This is a genomic window from Niastella sp. OAS944, assembly GCA_024809215.1.
GTDB lineage: Bacteria > Bacteroidota > Bacteroidia > Chitinophagales > Chitinophagaceae > Niastella.
Genome location: JANUBW010000007.1, coordinates 347,571 through 366,921, shown reverse-complemented (window position 1 = coordinate 366,921; position 19,351 = coordinate 347,571). Strand labels below are relative to the sequence as shown.

Sequence of the window (19,351 nt, the reverse complement as noted above, 5' to 3'; positions counted from 1 at the left end):
AATTTGTAACAAGTTTTATTAATGCTCGGGAGATAAAAAGATGAACTGATATCGTTGTACTGTTTGTTGGTACCATTGCGATAGCACGGTCAACAGCTCTTCACTTATTGTAGTATTCCCTTTCATTGTTTTGTTATTTAATCACTTTCACGGTTGATTTATCGGTTAAGTAACCTACGCCTTCGGTTATTACTTCACGAACGTTATTGAGCCCGCTAATAATGGCGGCTTTATTATTTTCAAGAAAAGCTATTGTGACCTTGTTTTTTGTAACTGTTTTTCCATCGGCATTTACAGTATATATATAACCGGTTTTATCATTGGCTTCTGTTAACGCTTCTACCGGCACCATGGTCACTGTTTGTTGGCCCGCGGGTTGTAACCGAACGGTGGCGAACAGTCCGGCCGCAAAACGCGCCCCGGCGGGTAATACTTTTACTTCTATTTCATAAGTTCCACTGGCCACATCGGCGCCCTGTGCTATTTCGGTAATAATACCGGCAAATGTTTTATTAGGATAAGCATCTATTTCAACCGAAGCTTTATCACCTTTCTTTAACACTGCCCAGTCTTTATCAGATACGCCAAAGCGTATAACCCAATCGTTGCCGGCTGTACCGTTAAACATAAATACCGGTGAACCTGCACTTGCCATTTCGCCTTCATTCATTAATTTTTTAAGAATAGTACCACTTTCTGTGGCGCGTATTTGTGCATACTGTTGATTAAAGCGGGCAATGCGCAGTCCTTCTTCTGCAACCTGTAATTGGGTCCCTGCATTCTGCACCTGCTCAAGCGTTGCTACGGTATCGTTATACAGGTTCTTTGCACGGGTTAAATCGCGCTGGCCTTTTTCAACACTTTGCGAAGCCTGTTGTACCTGGGCGTTGATCTCGGTAAGATCGAGGGTGGCCAGCAATTGCCCTTTCACTATATGATCGCCTTCCTTAACATATATTCTTGAAATAATACTACCGATCTTGAACGATAACCGTGCCTCGGCGGTAGAAGCCATAGAACCTGAGTACTTCAGCACCGGTGCATATTGCATGGTGGTAATGGGTTGCTGTTTTACAGCAATAGCATCGTCGATAGTACTGGCGGCTTGTGAATGGCCATTGCAACTGGTTATTATAACAGGGGCTGCTGCTAATAGTAAAGGAAAGAGTAGATGTTTCATTTTAAAAAGACTTTATTGTTGATGAACAAGAGTTTTAGTAAGGGGTTCAGAAATTGTATTTAGCTGTTACACGTTCCAGTTCAGCCTCACGGGTCAACACGGCCAGTTGTGCCAGCGAATAATTCAACTGGGCATTGGTTAGCTGTGTGCGGGCATCTATCAATTCTATTTGCAAGGCCTGCCCTTCGCGGTAGCGTCTTTCGGCAAAGCGATAGGTTTCCTGCGCGCTTTGTACTTCATCAACCCTGGCTTGCAGGGTTTGTACTGCCGAGCGATAATTATTAGCCGTGGTATGTACCTGTAAGGTCAATTGCTGTTCTACATCTTTGTATTGTGTGTTCAACGCATCCAATTCTATTTGCGATTGCTGTACTTTGTATTTATTATCGTTTGCTTTGAACAGGTCCCATTTAAATTGCAGTCCGCCTAACTGATAAAACTGATCGCTGTTAAAGCGAAAACCAAAACCCTGAAAACCGATATTGTAAAAAGCATTGAGTTTTGGAATAAGGTAACTCCTGTTCATTTTAATACTGGTGCCCACTACTTTTTGTGCGCTTTGCAGTTTGGTCAGTTCTTCGCGCCGGGCAGGCATTTCTACAGTTGCCGTTGCATTTGTATTTACCTTTTCAAGAATGGTGGAGTCTGTAGTAATAGGCGCATCGAGTGTTTGGTTCAACAAACAATTAAAGTAGGCGGCAGCATTGTGTTGCTGGTTGGCGGCAGCTATTACTGAGGCTTTTACCTGGCTCACCTGCGCTTTTGCACGCATTACCGATTCCCTGGTTGCCGTACCATTTTGCACCATTTTTTCACTTACCCGCAAATTCTCACTGGCAAGCGCAAGCGCATTATTATAGATCTCAACTGCTTTACCGGCCTGCAGATATTGATAATAGGCTTCTTTTATATTCTTAACCAGCTCGCGTTTGTAAATATCAATATCGGCCTGTTGGGTATTGATCAATTCTTTTTTAATGGCCCGGTTATAATACAGGTCGGTATTCACAACCGGCATCACTACTTCAACCCTTGTGTCGTGAAAGTCGTTTGGCAGGAACTGGATGCTTTGATTATTTACCTGCGGGAACTTGCTTTGTCCGGTTAACTGATTAAGGGTGGAGTATACATTGTTCAGCAGGTCGCCAATGGGAATGTCCTGCGTTCTGCCACCCATGGCCAGGGTGTATTGCGAATTCAAACTTGCCTGAGGGTAGAACAAGGTTTTTGCCCGTTTAAGGTCCAGCTCGGCCTTTTGCCTGTCGAAGCTTTTTTGATGCAGGGCCAGGTTGCCATCGAGCCCCTTCTTTATGTAGGCATCTAAGGTTGTTTGTGCAGCGGCCGAACAGGCAAAAAGGCTCCCTGCAATCCCCAAAAGGAGGACTGATAGACTTTGTTTCATAAGTCGATCTCTTTATTTTATAATGTAAATATTATTAACAGTGTTAAGTAAAAAGGCAAAAAAAAACCTCCTCAGGTTTTATTGCCCGATGTATCTACTACATTCATCAACCAGGTTAATCCTTTGGTCATCGTTGGCACCATTTGATCGGCTGTAACGAGTTTATCGAACCGGTTGCGTATTGCCAGTGACACCATACCATGCACTAAACTCCAGAAAGCCATTGAGATACCATCTACATCGCCTTTTTCTATCAGGTTCTTGTCCATACACTCCTGAATTGTTTCTTTCAATTTACCAAGCGCCTGGTCGCCGCTTTTCCATTCACATTTTTCAACCACCTGCAACGCTTCCATGGGGGCATTTAAAATGAACATCAGGTCATAAAAGGCCGGGTTTTCCAGGCCAAACTTCATATAGAACTCCCCCATTTTGTGCAGACGAACAAGCGGGTTCTTTATTGTCCACAGTTCAGCATTATATTCAGCCATTTTCTGAAATCCTATTTCATGCAGTTGAAACAGGATCTCATTCTTATCCTTAAAATAGAGGTAAACGGTTGTGGGACTGTATTCTATAAGATCGGCAATTTTACGGATTGAAACATTTTCATAACCCTGTTCCACAAACAGTTTCATGGAAGCGTCGAGTATCGCTTTTCTTATCTCCAGCTTTTGTTTCTCTTTTCTTTCCGAAATGCCCATAATAATTTTATTAACGACACAAATATACTTAACACTGTTAAGTAACCAAGAATTCACCCACATTTTCCTGAAAATTTTTCTTTCAATCCCCATTTCTTTTGTTTTTGAAACGCCTAAGCCTGGTATGTGCCATGTTTGTGCTACCTAGCATCTTAGGGTGTTCCTAGGGTATTCTTAGGGTGTTCTTAGGCTCATCCTGGGGTTCAAACCCTAAGATGACCCCAGGATAACCCCAGGATGACCCTAAGATGACCCCAGGATGGAAGGTAGCAGAGACATGGATTTGAGATGGATTACAGTTCGCAGTTCTTAGTTTTAAGTTCACAGTCCTTACTTTATAGTTTTCAGTTCTAAGTTTTTGGTTCTGGAGGATCGGAGGTCGGAAGTCGAAGTCCCGAACAGTCGGGAACTATTGCCGATTTTCGAAAGCGAGTCTGGAAATTCGGAGGCCCTTTCACGTTTGCCGTTTCACGTTTCACGACCCCTCGAGTCCCGAACATTCGAAAACTATTGCCGATTGCCGAAAGCGAGTCTGGAAATCCGGAGGCCCTTTCACGTTTGCCGTTTCACGTTTCACGACCCCGCGAGTCCCGAACATTTGGAAACTATTGCCGATTGCCGATTCACGATTGCCTACCAACCACTCAGCACCTAACCATTTCAAACACCATAATAATCAGTAAATCAAAATATTAATAGGCAACCGACATTAGCACATTTGCAGATCAACACATTAGCACATTATTCATACATTTGCCATATTACCATGGATAAATTCATTGTTTCAGCCCGGAAATACCGTCCGCAAACCTTTGATACGGTTGTAGGACAAGCTCATATTACCACCACCCTGCAAAATGCCATTAAGAACCGCCAACTGGCGCATGCCTTTTTGTTTTGCGGTCCGCGTGGGGTGGGTAAAACAACCTGTGCCCGTATTCTGGCCAAAACCATCAATTGTGAAAATCCTACGGCCGAGGGCGAGGCCTGTAACGAATGTCCCTCATGTGTAGCGTTTAATGAGGGTAGCTCCCTTAATGTTTTTGAATTGGATGCTGCCAGTAACAACTCTGTGGAAGATATTCGTTCCTTGGTAGAAAAAGTGCGGTTCGCACCCGAACCAGGTAAACATAAAGTATACGTTATTGACGAGGTTCACATGCTTAGCTCCTCGGCGTTCAATGCCTTTCTGAAAACGCTGGAAGAACCACCTTCCTACGCCATATTCATATTGGCCACAACCGAAAAGCATAAGATCCTTCCTACCATCCTTAGCCGTTGCCAGATCTTCGACTTTAAACGAATTAACAGCAACGACACGGTAGAACACCTTAATAACATCATTGCAAAAGAAGGAATTAAAGCTGAAAAGGCCGCCTTACAGGTAATTGCCCGCAAAAGCGAAGGCTGTATGCGCGATGCCCTCAGTATCCTTGATAAAATAGTAAGCTTTACCAGCGGAACCGTTACGTACCAAAACACGCTGGAGCATTTGAACATTCTCGACGCCGATTATTATTTCAAGCTGCTCGACTGTATGCAGCAGCAGGACCTGGCCGGCGCCATGTTATTATATGATGACATTGACCGCAAGGGTTTTGAAGGCGACCTGGTACTTAATGGCTTTTCTGAGTTCATTCGTAACCTGCTGGTATGTAAAGACGAAAAAGTGGCAGGGCTGCTTCAGGTAGTGGAAAGCTTTAAAGACAAATACATTACTATCGGAAAAAATACACCGGTGGCCTATCTCATAAGCGCCTTGAATATCTTAAACGAAGCCGAGATCAATTTCAAAGGCGCCCGTAACAAAAGATTACATACCGAGCTGGCCATAATAAAATTAACCTACCTGCAACAGGCGCTTGAACTGGCGGCCGGCGGCGATGGCGTTGGTAAAAAAAAAGTAGTTGAGGGAGCCTCATCGGTAGCCTTCCGCAAACTGGCACCACAGCCACAGCCCCAGCAGCGCCAGGAAGCGGTAGCGCCCAAACAGGAAGTGGTGAACCGCAAGCCTGAACCACCGGTTCAGCCAACACAGGCCGTTTACCAACAACCCAGCAATGAAGCCAGGCTCATCATTGAAGATCCGGCTATGGAATACATCAGCCCCGATGAAGAGGAGCTGAACTATATTAATTCCATGCACAGCTCACCAGAGCCGCAGCCAGCTTACAATCAACCCAATACAACAAACAGATCGGCAGGTGCCAAACTGGGTACGCTGGAATCGATAAGGCAGAAGTTTGCCAATAAATCGGCCCACAACACCAACCCGCCCATTCCAATGACGAATGAGCTGCTGCAACAACACTGGGTTGACTTTACTCAAAAGCTGAAGGACAACAAGAATCCGGCAGGCCAGTCGTTCGACATGGCCCGGCTGGTGATCACTTCACCCAACTCTTTTGAGATTGTTACTAATAATAACCTGGAGCAGAAGTTTATTGAGGGCGAACGTCGCGGACTGAGTGAGTATATACAGACGAAATTCAACAATAGAACGATCTTATTCACCATTGTGGTTACCGATAACCCGGTAGCCTTTGTGCCGGTTGAAAAGCCGCTGTCGACCAAGGACCAGTACCTGAAAATTGTGGAGCAGTTCCCGCTGGTGAATGAACTGAGGATGAAACTAAAGTTAGGAATTGATTAAAAATTGGGCTTCCCAAAGGGGTTCAAAAACATACCGTACCATCCTGTACTTTCCTGAATTGGCCTTAGATGCTTTTAGATCATTGAGAGGTGTTTCGGCTGTAATGCTGATGGCTTGCAGCTTGTAGCCTGCAGCCCGGGCGTTATAGCTTTTCAGTTTTCCAATTGCTCATTTTGCTGTAATTTCGACACCTCAAATCGAAAAAATCAGAAATATCAAATAAGAAATATTTATGGCTGAAGTGATTTTAATGCCCCGCCTGAGCGATACCATGACAGAAGGCGTGATAGCGGCCTGGCATAAAAAGGTAGGCGACAAAGTAAAGAAAGGCGACTTACTGGCTGAGGTAGAAACCGATAAGGCTACCATGGAACTGGAAAGTTATAAAGATGGCACCCTGCTTCACATTGGTACGGAAAAAGGGGGAAAATTACAGGTAAATGACCTACTGGCCATTATTGGTAATGCAGGTGAAGACATCAGCTCCCTTCTGGGTGGCGGTGGTCAAAAAGCTGCTGCATCTGCCGCTCCTGCAGCCGAACCAGCCAAAACTGAGGCTAAAGCCGAAGCCAAACCTGCCGGTGAATCACTCGACCTGGCCAACATGCAGGAAGTTATCCTTATGCCCCGCCTGAGCGATACCATGACAGAAGGCGTAATTGCCGGCTGGCATAAAAAAGTAGGCGATACCGTTAAAAAGGGCGACCTGCTGGCCGATGTGGAAACCGATAAGGCAACCATGGAGCTGGAAAGCTATAAAGAAGGTAAATTATTATATATAGGCGCACAAAAAGGCGATAAGGTTCCTGTTAACGCCCTGTTGTGTATCATTGGCGATGAAAAGAAAGTTGATGTTGAAAAGATCGTAGCTGCCGCCAAAGGTGGTGCTACCAGCGGAAGCGCCAATGCAGCCAAAGCACCCGAAGCTGCTGCTCAACCACAAGCCGCTCAGGCCGAAACAGCCGCTCCTGCTGCCCATGCCGAAAACGGCCGGGTAATAGCTTCTCCCCTCGCCAAAAAATTAGCTTCTGAAAAAGGGATCGATATCAACAAAGTTGCCGGTACCGGCGATGGCGGACGTATCATAAAAAGAGATATTGACAATTACACACCTGCTGCAGGTGGAGGTCAACAAGCTGCTGCAGCAACTGCTCAGCCTGGTAAAGCGGCCCCTGCTGTTGCCGGTCAGGTAAGCTTTGAAGATGTACCTGTATCGCAAATGCGTAAGGTAATTGCCAAACGTCTTTCAGAAAGCAAATTCACCGCGCCTGAGTTCTACCTCACCATGGAAATTAACATGGATAACGCGGTAGCAAGCAGAGCCAAAATAAATGAAATAGCGCCTGTTAAGATCTCTTTCAACGACATGGTGTTAAAAGCCTGCGCTATTGCACTGAAACAACACCCCAAAGTGAATAGCAGCTGGATGGGCGATAAGATCCGCGTTAACCATCATGTGAACATTGGCGTTGCAGTAGCCGTTGAAGAAGGCTTACTGGTGCCTGTTGTACGCTTTGCCGATCTGAAATCATTATCACAAATTGGCACTGAAGTAAAAGAGTTCGCGAAGAAAGCAAAAGATAAAAAATTACAGCCTGCAGATTGGGAAGGCAGCACCTTCACCATCAGCAACCTGGGTATGTTTGGTATTGAAGAATTCACTGCCATCATTAACCCACCAGATTCTTGTATCCTGGCTGTAGGCGCCATTAACCAGGTTCCTGTTGTAAAGAATGGTCAAATTCAGGTAGGTAATGTTATGAAAGTAACCTTAACCTGCGACCACCGCGTAGTTGACGGTGCAACCGGCGCTGCGTTCCTGCAAACATTGCAACAGCTGCTTGAAGAGCCATTGCGTATGCTGGTTTAATTGGATAGAAATATTTGATATAAAAAGGGCCTCACTGAATAAGTGGGCCTTTTTCTTTTATGAAGCTATTCGTAAAACGGCAAACGTGAAACGGAATATAGTCGTGAATCCGCAATGGTGAGTGGTGAGTGGCCTCGCTAATGTTAAGGCTAATATACTATCTTACGCCGCCCGAATTTTATTGCCGATTGCCGATTGCGCATGGCCATTGCCCATTCACCTCTTTTTGTCTACTTTTAACCAAATAGAAACCCCATAACCCATGAGACTAACATACATCCTTCTGCTTGGCATAACAGCTATTGTCGCCTGTCAGTCGCCGGAAGGCAATAAACCCAAACTAAACTTTAACCGCCCTTTTATAAAAGATTCACTCACCGGAAACTGGATCATCTCCAGTGTTATCTCCGACAGAAAAGACAAAACCGCAAATGATACCAACTGGTTCAGGCTGGAAACCAAAATAGCACTTACCGCCTATAGTTTTCAACCCAACGGAACCATGTTGATTGACTACGCCACGCCTGAATTCACCACCGCCAGCTGGCAGTTCAATAACAAAAGTAAACAGCTTACCATTCAGGATAAAGACACTACAGTGTCGTTAACGGTGATCAAATACCAAAACGACGTGCTCACATTTGAAAACAACAATAGCGTTATCATTCCCAATGTAACAACAGGCGAAAAAGAAACCATCCACCTGCAGTATATTGCGCAGCGCTTAAAAAGCAACGACACAATACCCAACCTGTTCGACCCTGCCCAAAACAAATGGCGGCAGAAGCCGGCACAAGCCGAAGATGATGCAGCTATTAAGAACCGCCTTAAAGAATCAATCCATTACTACGCCGGTTATTTCGCTAACGTAAAAGGCAATAAGATACCGGTATTCAATCCTGAAAAAATGCTCTGCCCTATTAAATTCTATAACGGCGGTATAGGCAGAAAACGCTTTAAGGAGAACGATAACTGGACGGCGGTCTTCTTCGATAATAAGGATGCTAAAAAAGCACATGATATGCTTGGCAATGCATTTGACAATATCAAAGGTTATCCCGATAAAGGCGGCGACTATGTAGCAGAATATATTATTGCACTGAAGATGGTGGCAGATAATTTATAAAAAATAAGTGCGGCACCTGCCAGTTGGAGTGCCGCACTTATTGAATCTATTGACCATTCACTATTCACCATTCACCATCAGCAACGCCACCTTACCATCCATGGTAGAAGCTACGATCTGCTTTTTATCCAACACCCGCACTGTATTCACCATAGAGTTATCAATTTTATAAGCCCAGATAGTTTTTTGTGTTGCCGGGTCAATAGCATACACCACGCCATTGCGTGTTCCGAAGAATACCTGTCCGCTTTTCTCTATCAGCATAGAAGGCACATGTTCATAGCCAAAACCGGTATGCATTACCCAGGCCGGGCGTTGTGCTGTGCGGCTGGTAGCATACGCCACTACTGTATCCTGCATTGTTTTTCCATAAACATATTTCCCGTCTTGCGATATACCAATCGATTCCCTTACGCGGGTTTCACTATTTTGCCATAAAGTAGCGCCTGTTACCGCATCAATCGCATATAGGGTTCTGTTAGGGCACACCACATACACAACGCTGTCGTACGCTACGGGAATACAGGCTGCAGGTGAAAAGTTAGCCACCGTAAACCCAGGATCCCATTGCCAGGCCAGTTGTCCGTTACTTCGGTTCACCGCATATAAATGTTTATCCCAGGCGCCAAAGATGGCCAGGTTACCATAGATAAGCGGCGTGCTTACCACCGGCCCCTGTAAACCCGAAAACTTCCAGTACTCCTTGCCATCCTTTAAGTTCAGGGCAATGAAATTATGATCGCTGCCGCCTATAAAAACAGTATCACCCACAATTGCGGGCGAACCTAATACCGATGCTTCTGTTTTTGTTTTCCAAACTAATTGTCCGGTTAAAAGATTTAAGCAATACACATGGCCATCACCCGAGCCCAGCACCACCTTGCCTGCCCGTACAGCTGGTGACGAAAAGATAGCGCCATTTGTTTTGTAGCTCCATTTCTTTTTTCCCGTTGCCTGCGACAGGGCCATTACCAGGCCGTTCTGATTGCCAAAGATCACCAGGTTGCCGTCCACTGCAGGTGTTGAGATCACATTCGCATCGGAAGAAAATACCCATTTCGGTTTTACCTGTGCGTATTGTTTATTGATGTCATAAGAAGGGCGATCAAATTTGCCTGCATAATCATATTTGTTCAGTTCAATTTTTGTCCAGGAAGGCAGTGTACCTTCACCCGGCCTGCGTTCTGTATAAACAATAGAATCTTTGGTTACATCAACAATATTATAGCCACCAACAGGCGCTTTTGCCCGCAGGTTCGAACGGCCCATTACACCAGGAATACCCTCAAAATTCAAAGCCTTATTAGCATGCCCGTGGCCGCACATGATCATTAAGGTATTGTAATTCTTTAACCGGTCAGTAACTTCATACCAGTTATCGAGCTCCTTATTTATTGGATAATGGTTACAGAAAATAACAGGTTGCGTTTTTGGCGTTTTTTTCAGCAGGCTATCTAGCCATACAATGGCATTGCGGGGCACATGGCCATCACTCATTCTTACATATGGCCCTGAGGCGCAACCGATAAACCGAATGCCATTATGATCGAACTGAAATTTGTCGTACCCGAACGTACTGGTGTAATGATCGCCACCGCTTTCGCTCCAACCCGTATCGTGGTTACCGGGAATGATGTAATATTTTACATGCAGGCTGTCAAGTATTTGTTTGGCCTTTGCCAATTGGGCATCGGTACCCAGTTCGGTAATATCGCCGGTAATGATAACAAATGCCACATCGGTAAGCTGGTTTATATCCTGCACCGTACGACGCAGGTCTTCCTCAGCCGCTCCATTGGGTGAACCAATGTGCGTATCACTGATATGTATAAAACGAAAAGACTTAATCTGTGCGTGTAGCAGGCTCGTTGTCAACAGCAACATTAAAATAAACAACAGTTTTTTCATGCCCGCCAAATTAATATATAAATAAAGTAGAAATACCAGCAGAAAACAGCAGCTACATTAAATTAAAGTTTCTAAATTTAATTGTAACGTTTTCCAGTTCTCCCCTACCAATATTGTATAAAAGAAAACACAATAAAACAACCAGCATACTGGTTTTTACATAGTAAAAAAAATGGTCACATTGTACTGAAGAATTAACAACCAAAAACCTAAAGACCCTTATGCTACTAAGCATTTCAACCTGGTGGCAGCACCTGGTTTTCTTTGAAAAGACCCTGTGGGCTATTGCCATATTGTTTTCCACCATTTATTTATTTCAAAGCATTTTATCAATTTCCGGCGGCGATGTTGACCATGCCTCGGGCGATGCAGATAGTGCTATATCGCACGACGATGGCATGGACTACCAGTTCTTCACCATCAAAAACATGATCGCCTTTTTCACTATGTTTGGCTGGGTGGGTATTGCATCGCATTATGGCGGACTGGGTAAAACAGCCACTATACTGCTTGCCTTTGCCGCAGGCACTACCATAGTGCTATTGACGGTGATCATCTTAAAGAATATGAGCCGTCTTAAACACAGCGGCACGTTGGAAATAAGCAATGCCATAAACTTAACCGGCACTACCTATCTGTTTATTCCCGCTAAACGCGGCGGCACAGGTAAAGTGCATATAAAAGTACAGGGCTCGTTACGCGAATTACCAGCCATGACCGATGATGAAGATGAAATTGCCACCGGCAAACTCATCAGGGTTAAAAACATCATTAACGATAACATATTGCTGGTAACAGTGGTCGAAAACAACCTCTCATTCAAAATATAAATTGCCAATTTCAAACCCTTAAAATTAATTAAGCTATGGATATCGTCCTGATTGTGGTCGCTGGGACCGTATTGTTTTTATTCATTATGATTATCTCCATGTTCCGTAGGTACAAGCGGTGTCCCAGTGACCGCGTACTGGTGGTATATGGTAAAGTAGGCCGGTCAAAAGACGGATCAGACAGTAACCTGAGCGCAAAGTGTATACATGGTGGCGCAGCCTTTATTTGGCCCGTTATACAGGATTACTCGTTCCTTGACCTTACCCCTATTTCCATTGAGGTAAACCTTACCAATGCACTGAGTAAACAAAACATCCGCGTTGACGTGCCTTCGCGTTTTACCGTAGGTATTTCAACCGAACAGGGTGTTATGCAAAATGCCGCGGAGCGTTTGCTTGGTTTGCAGCAGGGTCAAATACACGACCTGGCAAAAGACATCATTCTTGGTCAAATGCGTTTGGTGGTGGCCATGATGGATATTGAAGAGATCAACAGCAACCGCGATAAATTCCTTGCCAACATTGCCTCTAACGTTGAGGCCGAGTTGAACAAGATCGGCTTAAAGATGATCAACGTAAACGTAACCGATATTAAAGACGAAAGCGGTTACCTCGAAGCACTGGGTAAAGAAGCTTCGGCCAAAGCCCTTAACGAAGCAAAGAAAAGCGTGGCAGAGCAGGATAAACTCGGTGAAATTGGTAAAGCCATCGCCGACAGAGAGCGCGACGTAAGCATGAAGCAAACCCAAAAAGAACGCGACGTTCAAATTGCCGAAACACAACGTGACCGCGACTCAATGATCGCTGTAGCAGAAAAAGACAAAGAGATACTGATAGCCGCCGCTAAAAGAGACGAACAAATTGGTAAAGTAGAAGCAGAAAGAGATACGCGTATTAAATCGGCCGCAGCCAACTCAATTGCGGTACAGGGTGAGAACCTGGCCAAAATACAAATAGCCGATTCAGAAGCGTCAAGAAGAGAAAGGGAAGCGGAAGCACTGAAGAGAGCAACCTCTGCCGAAAAAGTACAGGCCGCCATGGCGTTGGAAGAAGCTTACCTGGCCGAACAAAAAGCAGAAGCTGCGCGTGCCGACAGGGAAAGAGCTTCGCAAAATGCCAACATCGTTGTAACGGCTGAAATACAAAAACAAAAAGCCATCATTGAAGCGCAGGCCGAAGCAGAAAAGATCCGCGAAAAAGCGAAAGGTGAGGCAGACGCTATCTACGCCAAACTTGAAGCAGAAGCGCGAGGTATGTACGAGATCCTTACCAAACAGGCCGAAGGTTTAGATAAGATCGTAAAAGCTGCAGGTAACAATCCAAAAGATGCTGTACTGTTGCTGATCAGCGATAAACTGCCAGAGCTGGTTAGAATGCAAACAGACGCTATCAAGAACATCAAGATAGATAAGGTAACGGTTTGGGAAAACGGACAGAACGATAGTGGCAAAAGCTCTACCGCCGGTTTCATCTCTGGTATGTACAAAGCGGTACCACCGTTAAAAGACATCTTCGATATGGCAGGTATGGACCTCCCTTCTTACCTGGGCAATACCAAGAAGATCGAAGAAGCAAAAAACACCGGCAACAGCGGAACCTTTGTGGTAGAAAGCGACACCGATAAAAAGTAATATTGAAAATAACCTATCTTTAAAGAGTCCCAACTATGGGGCTCTTTTTTTATGCTTGCACCGTCAACCATTCAACTACTCCGGTTTCACTTTTCGTTTTTTCTGTTACCGGTATACCTGTTTGCGCTGAGCCAGGTACCTGCAATAAATACAACACACGCTGTTCTTATATTCTTCATTCTGCATATACTGGTATACCCATCGAGCAATGGCTACAACTCATATATGGACCGCGATGAAACACCCATTGGTGGCGTTAAGGCGCCACTACAGCCTACCCGGCAATTATTTTACACAAGTGTAGTTATGGATGTATTAGCCATTGCATTAAGCTTTTTCATCAGCTACTGGTTTACATTTTGCATAGTAGCATATATAGCCGCATCGCGGGCATATAGCTACCGGGGCATCAGATTGAAGAAATATCCTGTTGCCGGATATCTTACAGTAATAATATTTCAGGGCGCCGTAACATTTTTTATGGTATATCACGGAAGCAGTATCGATAAAACACTGGCAGTACCGGCCGCAGGCATGTTAGCCGCCAGTTTGCTTATAGGCGGTTTTTATCCGCTTACCCAGGTATATCAGCACGAAGCCGACAAAAAAGATGGCGTTGTTACTATAAGCGCCTTATTGGGTTACAAAGGCACTTTTATTTTCACCGCAATTATTTATACCCTGGCCATGAGTATACTGGCCTGGTGGTTCTTTACGAATGGCGAACAAAAAAAGTTCATGGTAATAGCAACTATGATGTTGCCAATACTCGTATATTTTTTTAAATGGTCCGGTTTGGTATGGAAGGATGTTCGCACCGCCAATTTCAGGTATACGATGCGCATGAACCTGTTGGCATCCATTTGTACAAATCTGGCTTTCCTTACCTTATTAATCTGGAGGGGATTTTGAGTAAAATTATCGCCATTGGTACAGCAGTGCCTTCATTCCGGCACCGGCAACAAGACATTCTGCAATTCATGCAGCTGATCTACTCTTATACAGAAGCCGACAAACGCCGCCTGCGCTTTCTGTATCATCAAAGCGCTATTGATACCCGTTATTCAGTTGTTCCTGATTACAGTCGCCCCTGTCATGAATGGAAGTTCTACCCTCATACCGAAAACCTGGAGCCCTTTCCTTCACTGGAACAACGCATGATCTGGTATAACAAATACGCCCCGCAGTTATCGGTAAATGCCATTCGCGATTGCCTCGATGGAAAGATCGGCGAAGCCGATATTACACATTTAATTACAGTAAGCTGTACTGGCATGAGCGCCCCCGGCCTCGATCTGCAGGTAATGGAAGTGCTCGACCTGCCGCGGCATACAGCCCGCACCTCAATAAACTTTATGGGTTGTTATGCAGCCATTCATGCATTAAAAGCCGCCGACGCTATTTGTAAAAGCGATAAACAGGCAAAAGTACTGATCGTTTGCACGGAACTGTGCACGTTACACTTTCAACGCGAACCTTCTATTGACAATATTGCATCGAGCCTGCTGTTTGCCGATGGCAGCGCTGCTGCAGTTATAACAGGCAACGACCACCCGGCCAAAGGCCTCCGGCTCGATGGATTTTATTCTGAAGTAATACCCAAAGGCAAAAAAGATATGGCCTGGGAACTGTCCTCAACCGGGTTCCTGATGACCCTTAGCAGTTACATTCCCGATCTGCTTGAAGAAGACTTTAGCCAGTTCACCAACAGAGCCCTGGCCAACAGCGGCCTCAGCCCGCAAAACGTTACACATTGGTGCATACACCCCGGCGGAAAAAAAATTCTGGAAGCAATACATAAAACACTATCATTGCATAATGGCGAACTGCAGGCATCGTACGATATTCTGCAACAATACGGGAATATGTCGTCACCCACTATCCTCTTTGTTTTGAAAAAAATGATGCCCACCCTTTTACACAACCACAACGGGAAGGAACATATTTTCGGCGCGGCTTTCGGTCCCGGCCTTACTATGGAAACTTTTACCGCATCGGTCAATTCATAATATTTTGTTATTATGCCCTGCAGGGTCGTAATATTATGAAAGATCGGTAACGAAATAAAAGCAGTAGACCTGCAACCGTTTCGCGGGTCAATTAGAAAATCATATATTACAATCGTGAATTTTCGTCACCGATCATATCAATCCGAATTGCTCGACCAACCGGATATTCCTTTTGAAGACATTCAGCGGAATATGCAGGAATTAAACTTCATAAACACCTGGCTGGGCGGGCATGCCATAACATTGACCGGAGTAGAGGCTTTGGTAAACGCTCAGCAACCCATTACCATTTGTGAAATTGGTTGTGGCGGTGGCGATAACCTGGTGGCCATTCAAAAATGGTGCAACAAGAAAAACATTCCGGTAGCTTTTATTGGCATCGATATAAATCCGCACTGTATCGATGTGGCATCAAAACGTTCGCTTAATAATATTCAACTTATCCATGGCGATTATAAAGATGCACAATTGACGAAACAACCGGATATTATTTTCTCCTCGCTGTTCTGCCATCACTTTTCAGACCGTGAAATGGTAAAACAGTTACAATGGATGAAATCAAATGCCCGGCTTGGATTCTTTATTAACGATCTGCACCGCCATAAAGTAGCTTATTACTCTATTAAAGTGCTCACCCGGCTATTTTCGAACAGTTATCTGGTAAAGCACGATGCACCCTTATCTGTTGCCCGCGGATTTACAAAAGAAGAATGGTTACAATTTTTCAACTTTGCCGGTATCGACAATTATTCCATTGAATGGAAGTGGGCCTTTCGCTGGCTCATTGTACATAAGAACGCTGGTACCGGAAATATGAAACCGGAATAGCTCATTGCAAAAGGTGTTTCAGGGAACAAATAGCACTATGAGCCTTCAACCCAAATATGATGTCGCCATTGCAGGTGGTGGACTGGCCGGTTTGGCCTTGTCCATACAATGCGCCCGTGCCGGCTATAAAACAGTATTGTTTGAAAGAGAAAAATATCCTTTTCATAAAGTATGCGGTGAATACATAAGCCTCGAAAGCTGGAATTTTTTGCAGGACCTTGGCCTTCCATTAAGCGATATGCAATTGCCTGTCATCAACCGCCTGCTTATTACCACACTCAATGGAAATTATATTGAAACAACCCTGCCGCTCGGCGGCTTTGGTATTAGTCGCTTTACCATCGATCATTTGTTAGCCAACATTGCCCGCCAGGAAGGCGTTACTGTGCTCGAAGAAACCAAGGTGTTGAATGTTGTGTACAGCAATAACATGTTTCATGTTTTCACCAATAAGGGGGAAACCGAGGCAACTGTCGTTGCCGGCGCCTATGGAAAACGCGGCAATCTCGATATAAAATGGAAACGGCAGTTCACCCAGGTAAAACCCAATAAGCTCAATCATTACATTGCTGTAAAATACCATATTCGCACCCACCACGCGGCCGACCTCATAGCCCTCCACAATTTCGAGAATGGCTATTGTGGAATTTCCCAAATTGAGGAAAACAAATATTGCCTCTGCTACCTTACCACTGCTGCCAACCTACGTAAATGCAGGAATGATATTAGCAGTATGGAAAAGGACATTCTTATGAGAAATCCATTTTTGCAAAAGATCTTTTCCAATGCAGAATTCTTATATGATGAACCATTGACCATTTCCCGGATCTCATTTAACAAGAAAACACAAATTGAAAACCATGTTTTAATGATTGGCGACACCGCCGGTCTCATTGCACCTCTATGTGGCAATGGTATGAGCATGGCCCTGCATAGCAGCAAACTGGCGTTTGAAGAGATCGATTCGTTTTTACAGGGACGAATTAACCGGTATGAAATGGAAATTCAATACACCCAGCAATGGGAAAAACATTTTGGCCGGCGCCTTCAGGCCGGCAGGCTGTTACAAGGCTTTTTCGGAAGCGCCTTCCTATCGAACGTACTCATAAAACTAGTAAAACCATTTCCAAAGTTTGTAGCGTTTCTAATACAACAAACACATGGAAAACCTTTTTAAAAAAGGAACCCGGTCACTGCCTGTTTTATTGTTACTACTGGTTCACTTACATGGCTACCCGCAAAATTACTATGGCATCCAGGGCAGTAATTATGCGGGAAGCCTGGGTATTGGCAACAACCCTGCCTCTATTGTAAACACGCCCTATAAATGGGACATCACCATTTTGGGCGCTCAGGCAAAGAACGCCACCAACGGCATTGTTATTCATAATTACTCTCTTATTGGCAACCCCGCCAAATCGCAATACCAATTTAAAGAAGGCGACTTCCGGCGCTTTGCTTATGCTGATTATAACGTGAACTTATTGAACACACGGTTTGCCATCAATCGCCGCCAGGCATTTGGCGTAGGTATTAACCTGCGCGGTTATGCACAAGGAAGTGTTGGCCCGGTAAACTTTATTGATACCCTCAAAACCGTTGGCGACTTTTTTGACATTGGCAATTACAATCGGAAATTATATGGCGACGTTGTACATAGCAGTTGGATAGAAGCCTTTGCCACCTGGGCGCAAACTATTTGGGACAGGCCCGACTCTCGCCTCAACGCCGGCATTACCATGAAAGTAAGCCGCGGCATATCGGGCGCCTACACAAGATTACTAAATGGCAACGTAGCACAAACAGTACATGGCAATAACCCGGTGTACACCATGCAGGATGCTTTTGCCGAATATGCCTATTCATCGAATTACGACGAGTGGAAAGATGAAAAGAGCACCAACCAGAACCTGCGCGATTTTTTAAAGAAAACACAAGGCGGTATTTCATTCGACCTGGGCGCTGAGTACATTGTTAAAAGCGGACAGATATCCGCTGTATTTGATGATGACGACTATTACGACTATAACTGGAAGATTGGCCTGTCGATACTAGACATAGGTTTTAATAAATACAAATATGGCGAGCAAAGCCGTATCCTCAGCGGCTTTCAAAATAACATCACCGATACCGTGCTCGACACCCGATTTTCTGATATAGACAATTTGGAAGAATTCAACGAGCGGTTGAATGGGATTGTAAGGAACATACAGCAACCAGTTGGCACGTATAAAATAGTAAACCCTACCCGGGCGGTATTGAATGTCGATCACTATATCACCGGCGCATGGTATGTTAATGGGAACTTATCTTTAAACCTTTCTTCATTAAGCGGCAGCCAATGGCGTGTTACAGAACTGAATATGCTAACAGTTACGCCCCGTTGGGAAACCAAACGGCTTGGGTTTTATATGCCGGTTCATTTCAATATCAAAGAACAATTTTGGGTAGGCGGCGCTATTAAAGCAGGTCCTTTGCTTTTAGGCGTGCACAACTGGGCCACCGTATTTTCTAAAAACAAAATGCAAAACGGCGGCGCTTATATTGCCCTTGTCATACGCCCCGGCTCTTCCTCCTCCACCGAACGAAAAGATAAACGGTTCAACTGCCCCAAAGTTGGCAACCCTTTCACAAAGAACAAGCTGGGCCAAAAAACGAGTTGCCCGCCCCGTTAGTTATCGTGATCAACGGTAGCTTTGTAGTGTCGGCAAATTTAAATAGCTTACACTATAAAGTTAACCCAACCTGATTTATAGCATGAAAACACTTGCCAGCATTCTCGCATTATTTGCGTGCGTACATACCTGTACCGCACAAACAGATTCCACAATAAAGAAAACCTACATTGTTTCCGCAACAGATACCACTTATATTAAACCAGAGGTGGAGTCTTCATTTCCTGATGGGCTGCATGGATGGCAAACTTTTCTGAACAGAAACCTTAGATATCCTGGCGATGCCATACGGCAAAACATTCAAGGTACTGTTGTACTTCAATTTGTTGTATGCACCGATGGTACGGTTTGCGACATAGAGGCCATCAGCGGCCCCGAAGAATTACGTGAATCGGCCATTGCCGCTATAAAAAGAACTCCCCGTTGGGTGCCAGCCACGCAAAATGGTAAAAATGTACGCTCCTACAAAAAACAGCCAATTGTTTACAGGCTTGGAGGAAGATCAAAGTTATAAGTTTCACGTTTGAAGTATGAC

The 19,351-nt window shown here is 44.7% G+C and carries 15 protein-coding genes; 11 read left to right on the top strand and 4 right to left on the bottom strand.

All coding sequences use genetic code 11. From position 1 onward, the window contains the following. Window positions 1–133: 133 nt before the first annotated feature. The 3 genes from GGD38_RS25925 to GGD38_RS25915 all read right to left on the bottom strand — a co-directional run bounded on the left by GGD38_RS25925 (window position 134) and on the right by GGD38_RS25915 (window position 3,286). Window positions 134–1,180: an efflux RND transporter periplasmic adaptor subunit gene (locus GGD38_RS25925; protein WP_375296691.1), complete on the bottom strand. Its 1,047-nt coding sequence runs from the start codon at window positions 1,178–1,180 to the stop codon at window positions 134–136. Window positions 1,181–1,226: 46 nt separating this feature from the next. Continuing rightward, window positions 1,227–2,582, bottom strand: a complete 1,356-nt coding sequence (locus GGD38_RS25920) for a TolC family protein (protein WP_375296692.1) — start codon at window positions 2,580–2,582, stop codon at window positions 1,227–1,229. 71 nt (window positions 2,583–2,653) lie between these two features. Further along, window positions 2,654–3,286, bottom strand: coding sequence for a TetR/AcrR family transcriptional regulator (locus tag GGD38_RS25915; protein WP_375296693.1), 633 nt, complete (start codon window positions 3,284–3,286; stop codon window positions 2,654–2,656). Between the two features lie 766 nt (window positions 3,287–4,052). Here GGD38_RS25915 and GGD38_RS25910 point away from each other — a divergent pair. The 3 genes from GGD38_RS25910 (at window position 4,053) to GGD38_RS25900 (ending at window position 8,935) form a co-directional block, all read left to right on the top strand. Beyond that, window positions 4,053–5,939, top strand: coding sequence for a DNA polymerase III subunit gamma/tau (locus GGD38_RS25910; RefSeq protein ID WP_375296694.1), 1,887 nt, complete (start codon window positions 4,053–4,055; stop codon window positions 5,937–5,939). 232 nt (window positions 5,940–6,171) lie between these two features. Then, window positions 6,172–7,809 (top strand): pyruvate dehydrogenase complex dihydrolipoamide acetyltransferase, encoded by a 1,638-nt coding sequence (locus GGD38_RS25905; RefSeq protein ID WP_375296695.1) that lies wholly within the window; start codon window positions 6,172–6,174, stop codon window positions 7,807–7,809. Between the two features lie 262 nt (window positions 7,810–8,071). Beyond that, on the top strand, window positions 8,072–8,935 hold the full coding sequence (locus GGD38_RS25900) for a hypothetical protein (protein WP_375296696.1): 864 nt from the start codon (window positions 8,072–8,074) through the stop codon (window positions 8,933–8,935). A gap of 60 nt (window positions 8,936–8,995) precedes the next feature. On the opposite strand, the gene GGD38_RS25895 is transcribed toward GGD38_RS25900, so the two are convergent. Continuing rightward, window positions 8,996–10,843, bottom strand: a complete 1,848-nt coding sequence (locus tag GGD38_RS25895) for a PQQ-binding-like beta-propeller repeat protein (protein ID WP_375296697.1) — start codon at window positions 10,841–10,843, stop codon at window positions 8,996–8,998. Window positions 10,844–11,064: 221 nt separating this feature from the next. Here GGD38_RS25895 and GGD38_RS25890 point away from each other — a divergent pair, with 221 nt between their 5' ends. From GGD38_RS25890 to GGD38_RS25855, 8 genes are all read left to right on the top strand, one after another. Then, window positions 11,065–11,673, top strand: coding sequence for a hypothetical protein (locus GGD38_RS25890; protein WP_375296698.1), 609 nt, complete (start codon window positions 11,065–11,067; stop codon window positions 11,671–11,673). A 98-nt stretch (window positions 11,674–11,771) separates the two neighbouring features. Beyond that, window positions 11,772–13,304, top strand: a complete 1,533-nt coding sequence (locus tag GGD38_RS25885) for a flotillin family protein (RefSeq protein WP_375296699.1) — start codon at window positions 11,772–11,774, stop codon at window positions 13,302–13,304. A 51-nt stretch (window positions 13,305–13,355) separates the two neighbouring features. Beyond that, the gene (locus tag GGD38_RS25880) at window positions 13,356–14,216 is read left to right on the top strand and encodes a UbiA family prenyltransferase (protein WP_375296700.1); all 861 of its coding nucleotides are present in this window, start codon (window positions 13,356–13,358) and stop codon (window positions 14,214–14,216) included. Continuing rightward, window positions 14,213–15,313, top strand: coding sequence for a type III polyketide synthase (locus tag GGD38_RS25875; RefSeq protein ID WP_375296701.1), 1,101 nt, complete (start codon window positions 14,213–14,215; stop codon window positions 15,311–15,313). Before GGD38_RS25880 ends, GGD38_RS25875 begins: the two co-directional genes overlap by 4 nt. A 114-nt stretch (window positions 15,314–15,427) precedes the next feature. Beyond that, entirely contained in the window at window positions 15,428–16,141 is a 714-nt protein-coding gene (locus tag GGD38_RS25870) for a methyltransferase domain-containing protein (RefSeq protein ID WP_375296702.1), read from the top strand. Window positions 16,142–16,178: 37 nt separating this feature from the next. After that, window positions 16,179–17,318, top strand: a complete 1,140-nt coding sequence (locus GGD38_RS25865; protein ID WP_375296703.1) for an NAD(P)/FAD-dependent oxidoreductase — start codon at window positions 16,179–16,181, stop codon at window positions 17,316–17,318. Beyond that, window positions 17,302–18,816, top strand: a complete 1,515-nt coding sequence (locus tag GGD38_RS25860; RefSeq protein ID WP_375296704.1) for a hypothetical protein — start codon at window positions 17,302–17,304, stop codon at window positions 18,814–18,816. The genes GGD38_RS25865 and GGD38_RS25860 overlap by 17 nt, the downstream gene beginning before the upstream one ends. Window positions 18,817–18,898: 82 nt before the next feature. Then, on the top strand, window positions 18,899–19,330 hold the full coding sequence (locus GGD38_RS25855; protein ID WP_375296705.1) for an energy transducer TonB: 432 nt from the start codon (window positions 18,899–18,901) through the stop codon (window positions 19,328–19,330). The last annotated feature ends 21 nt before the right edge of the window (window positions 19,331–19,351 follow it).

What these genes read in the sequence shown, in the direction of transcription:
- GGD38_RS25900 (WP_375296696.1), top strand. Translation starts at nt 8,072, where the DNA reads ATGAGACTAACATACATCCTTCTGCTTGGCATAACAGCTATTGTCGCC.
- GGD38_RS25895 (WP_375296697.1), bottom strand. Translation starts at nt 10,843, where the DNA reads ATGAAAAAACTGTTGTTTATTTTAATGTTGCTGTTGACAACGAGCCTG.
- GGD38_RS25880 (WP_375296700.1), top strand. Translation starts at nt 13,356, where the DNA reads ATGCTTGCACCGTCAACCATTCAACTACTCCGGTTTCACTTTTCGTTT.
- GGD38_RS25920 (WP_375296692.1), bottom strand. Translation starts at nt 2,582, where the DNA reads ATGAAACAAAGTCTATCAGTCCTCCTTTTGGGGATTGCAGGGAGCCTT.
- GGD38_RS25910 (WP_375296694.1), top strand. Translation starts at nt 4,053, where the DNA reads ATGGATAAATTCATTGTTTCAGCCCGGAAATACCGTCCGCAAACCTTT.
- GGD38_RS25905 (WP_375296695.1), top strand. Translation starts at nt 6,172, where the DNA reads ATGGCTGAAGTGATTTTAATGCCCCGCCTGAGCGATACCATGACAGAA.
- GGD38_RS25860 (WP_375296704.1), top strand. Translation starts at nt 17,302, where the DNA reads ATGGAAAACCTTTTTAAAAAAGGAACCCGGTCACTGCCTGTTTTATTG.
- GGD38_RS25865 (WP_375296703.1), top strand. Translation starts at nt 16,179, where the DNA reads ATGAGCCTTCAACCCAAATATGATGTCGCCATTGCAGGTGGTGGACTG.
- GGD38_RS25915 (WP_375296693.1), bottom strand. Translation starts at nt 3,286, where the DNA reads ATGGGCATTTCGGAAAGAAAAGAGAAACAAAAGCTGGAGATAAGAAAA.
- GGD38_RS25925 (WP_375296691.1), bottom strand. Translation starts at nt 1,180, where the DNA reads ATGAAACATCTACTCTTTCCTTTACTATTAGCAGCAGCCCCTGTTATA.
- GGD38_RS25885 (WP_375296699.1), top strand. Translation starts at nt 11,772, where the DNA reads ATGTTCCGTAGGTACAAGCGGTGTCCCAGTGACCGCGTACTGGTGGTA.
- GGD38_RS25855 (WP_375296705.1), top strand. Translation starts at nt 18,899, where the DNA reads ATGAAAACACTTGCCAGCATTCTCGCATTATTTGCGTGCGTACATACC.
- GGD38_RS25890 (WP_375296698.1), top strand. Translation starts at nt 11,065, where the DNA reads ATGCTACTAAGCATTTCAACCTGGTGGCAGCACCTGGTTTTCTTTGAA.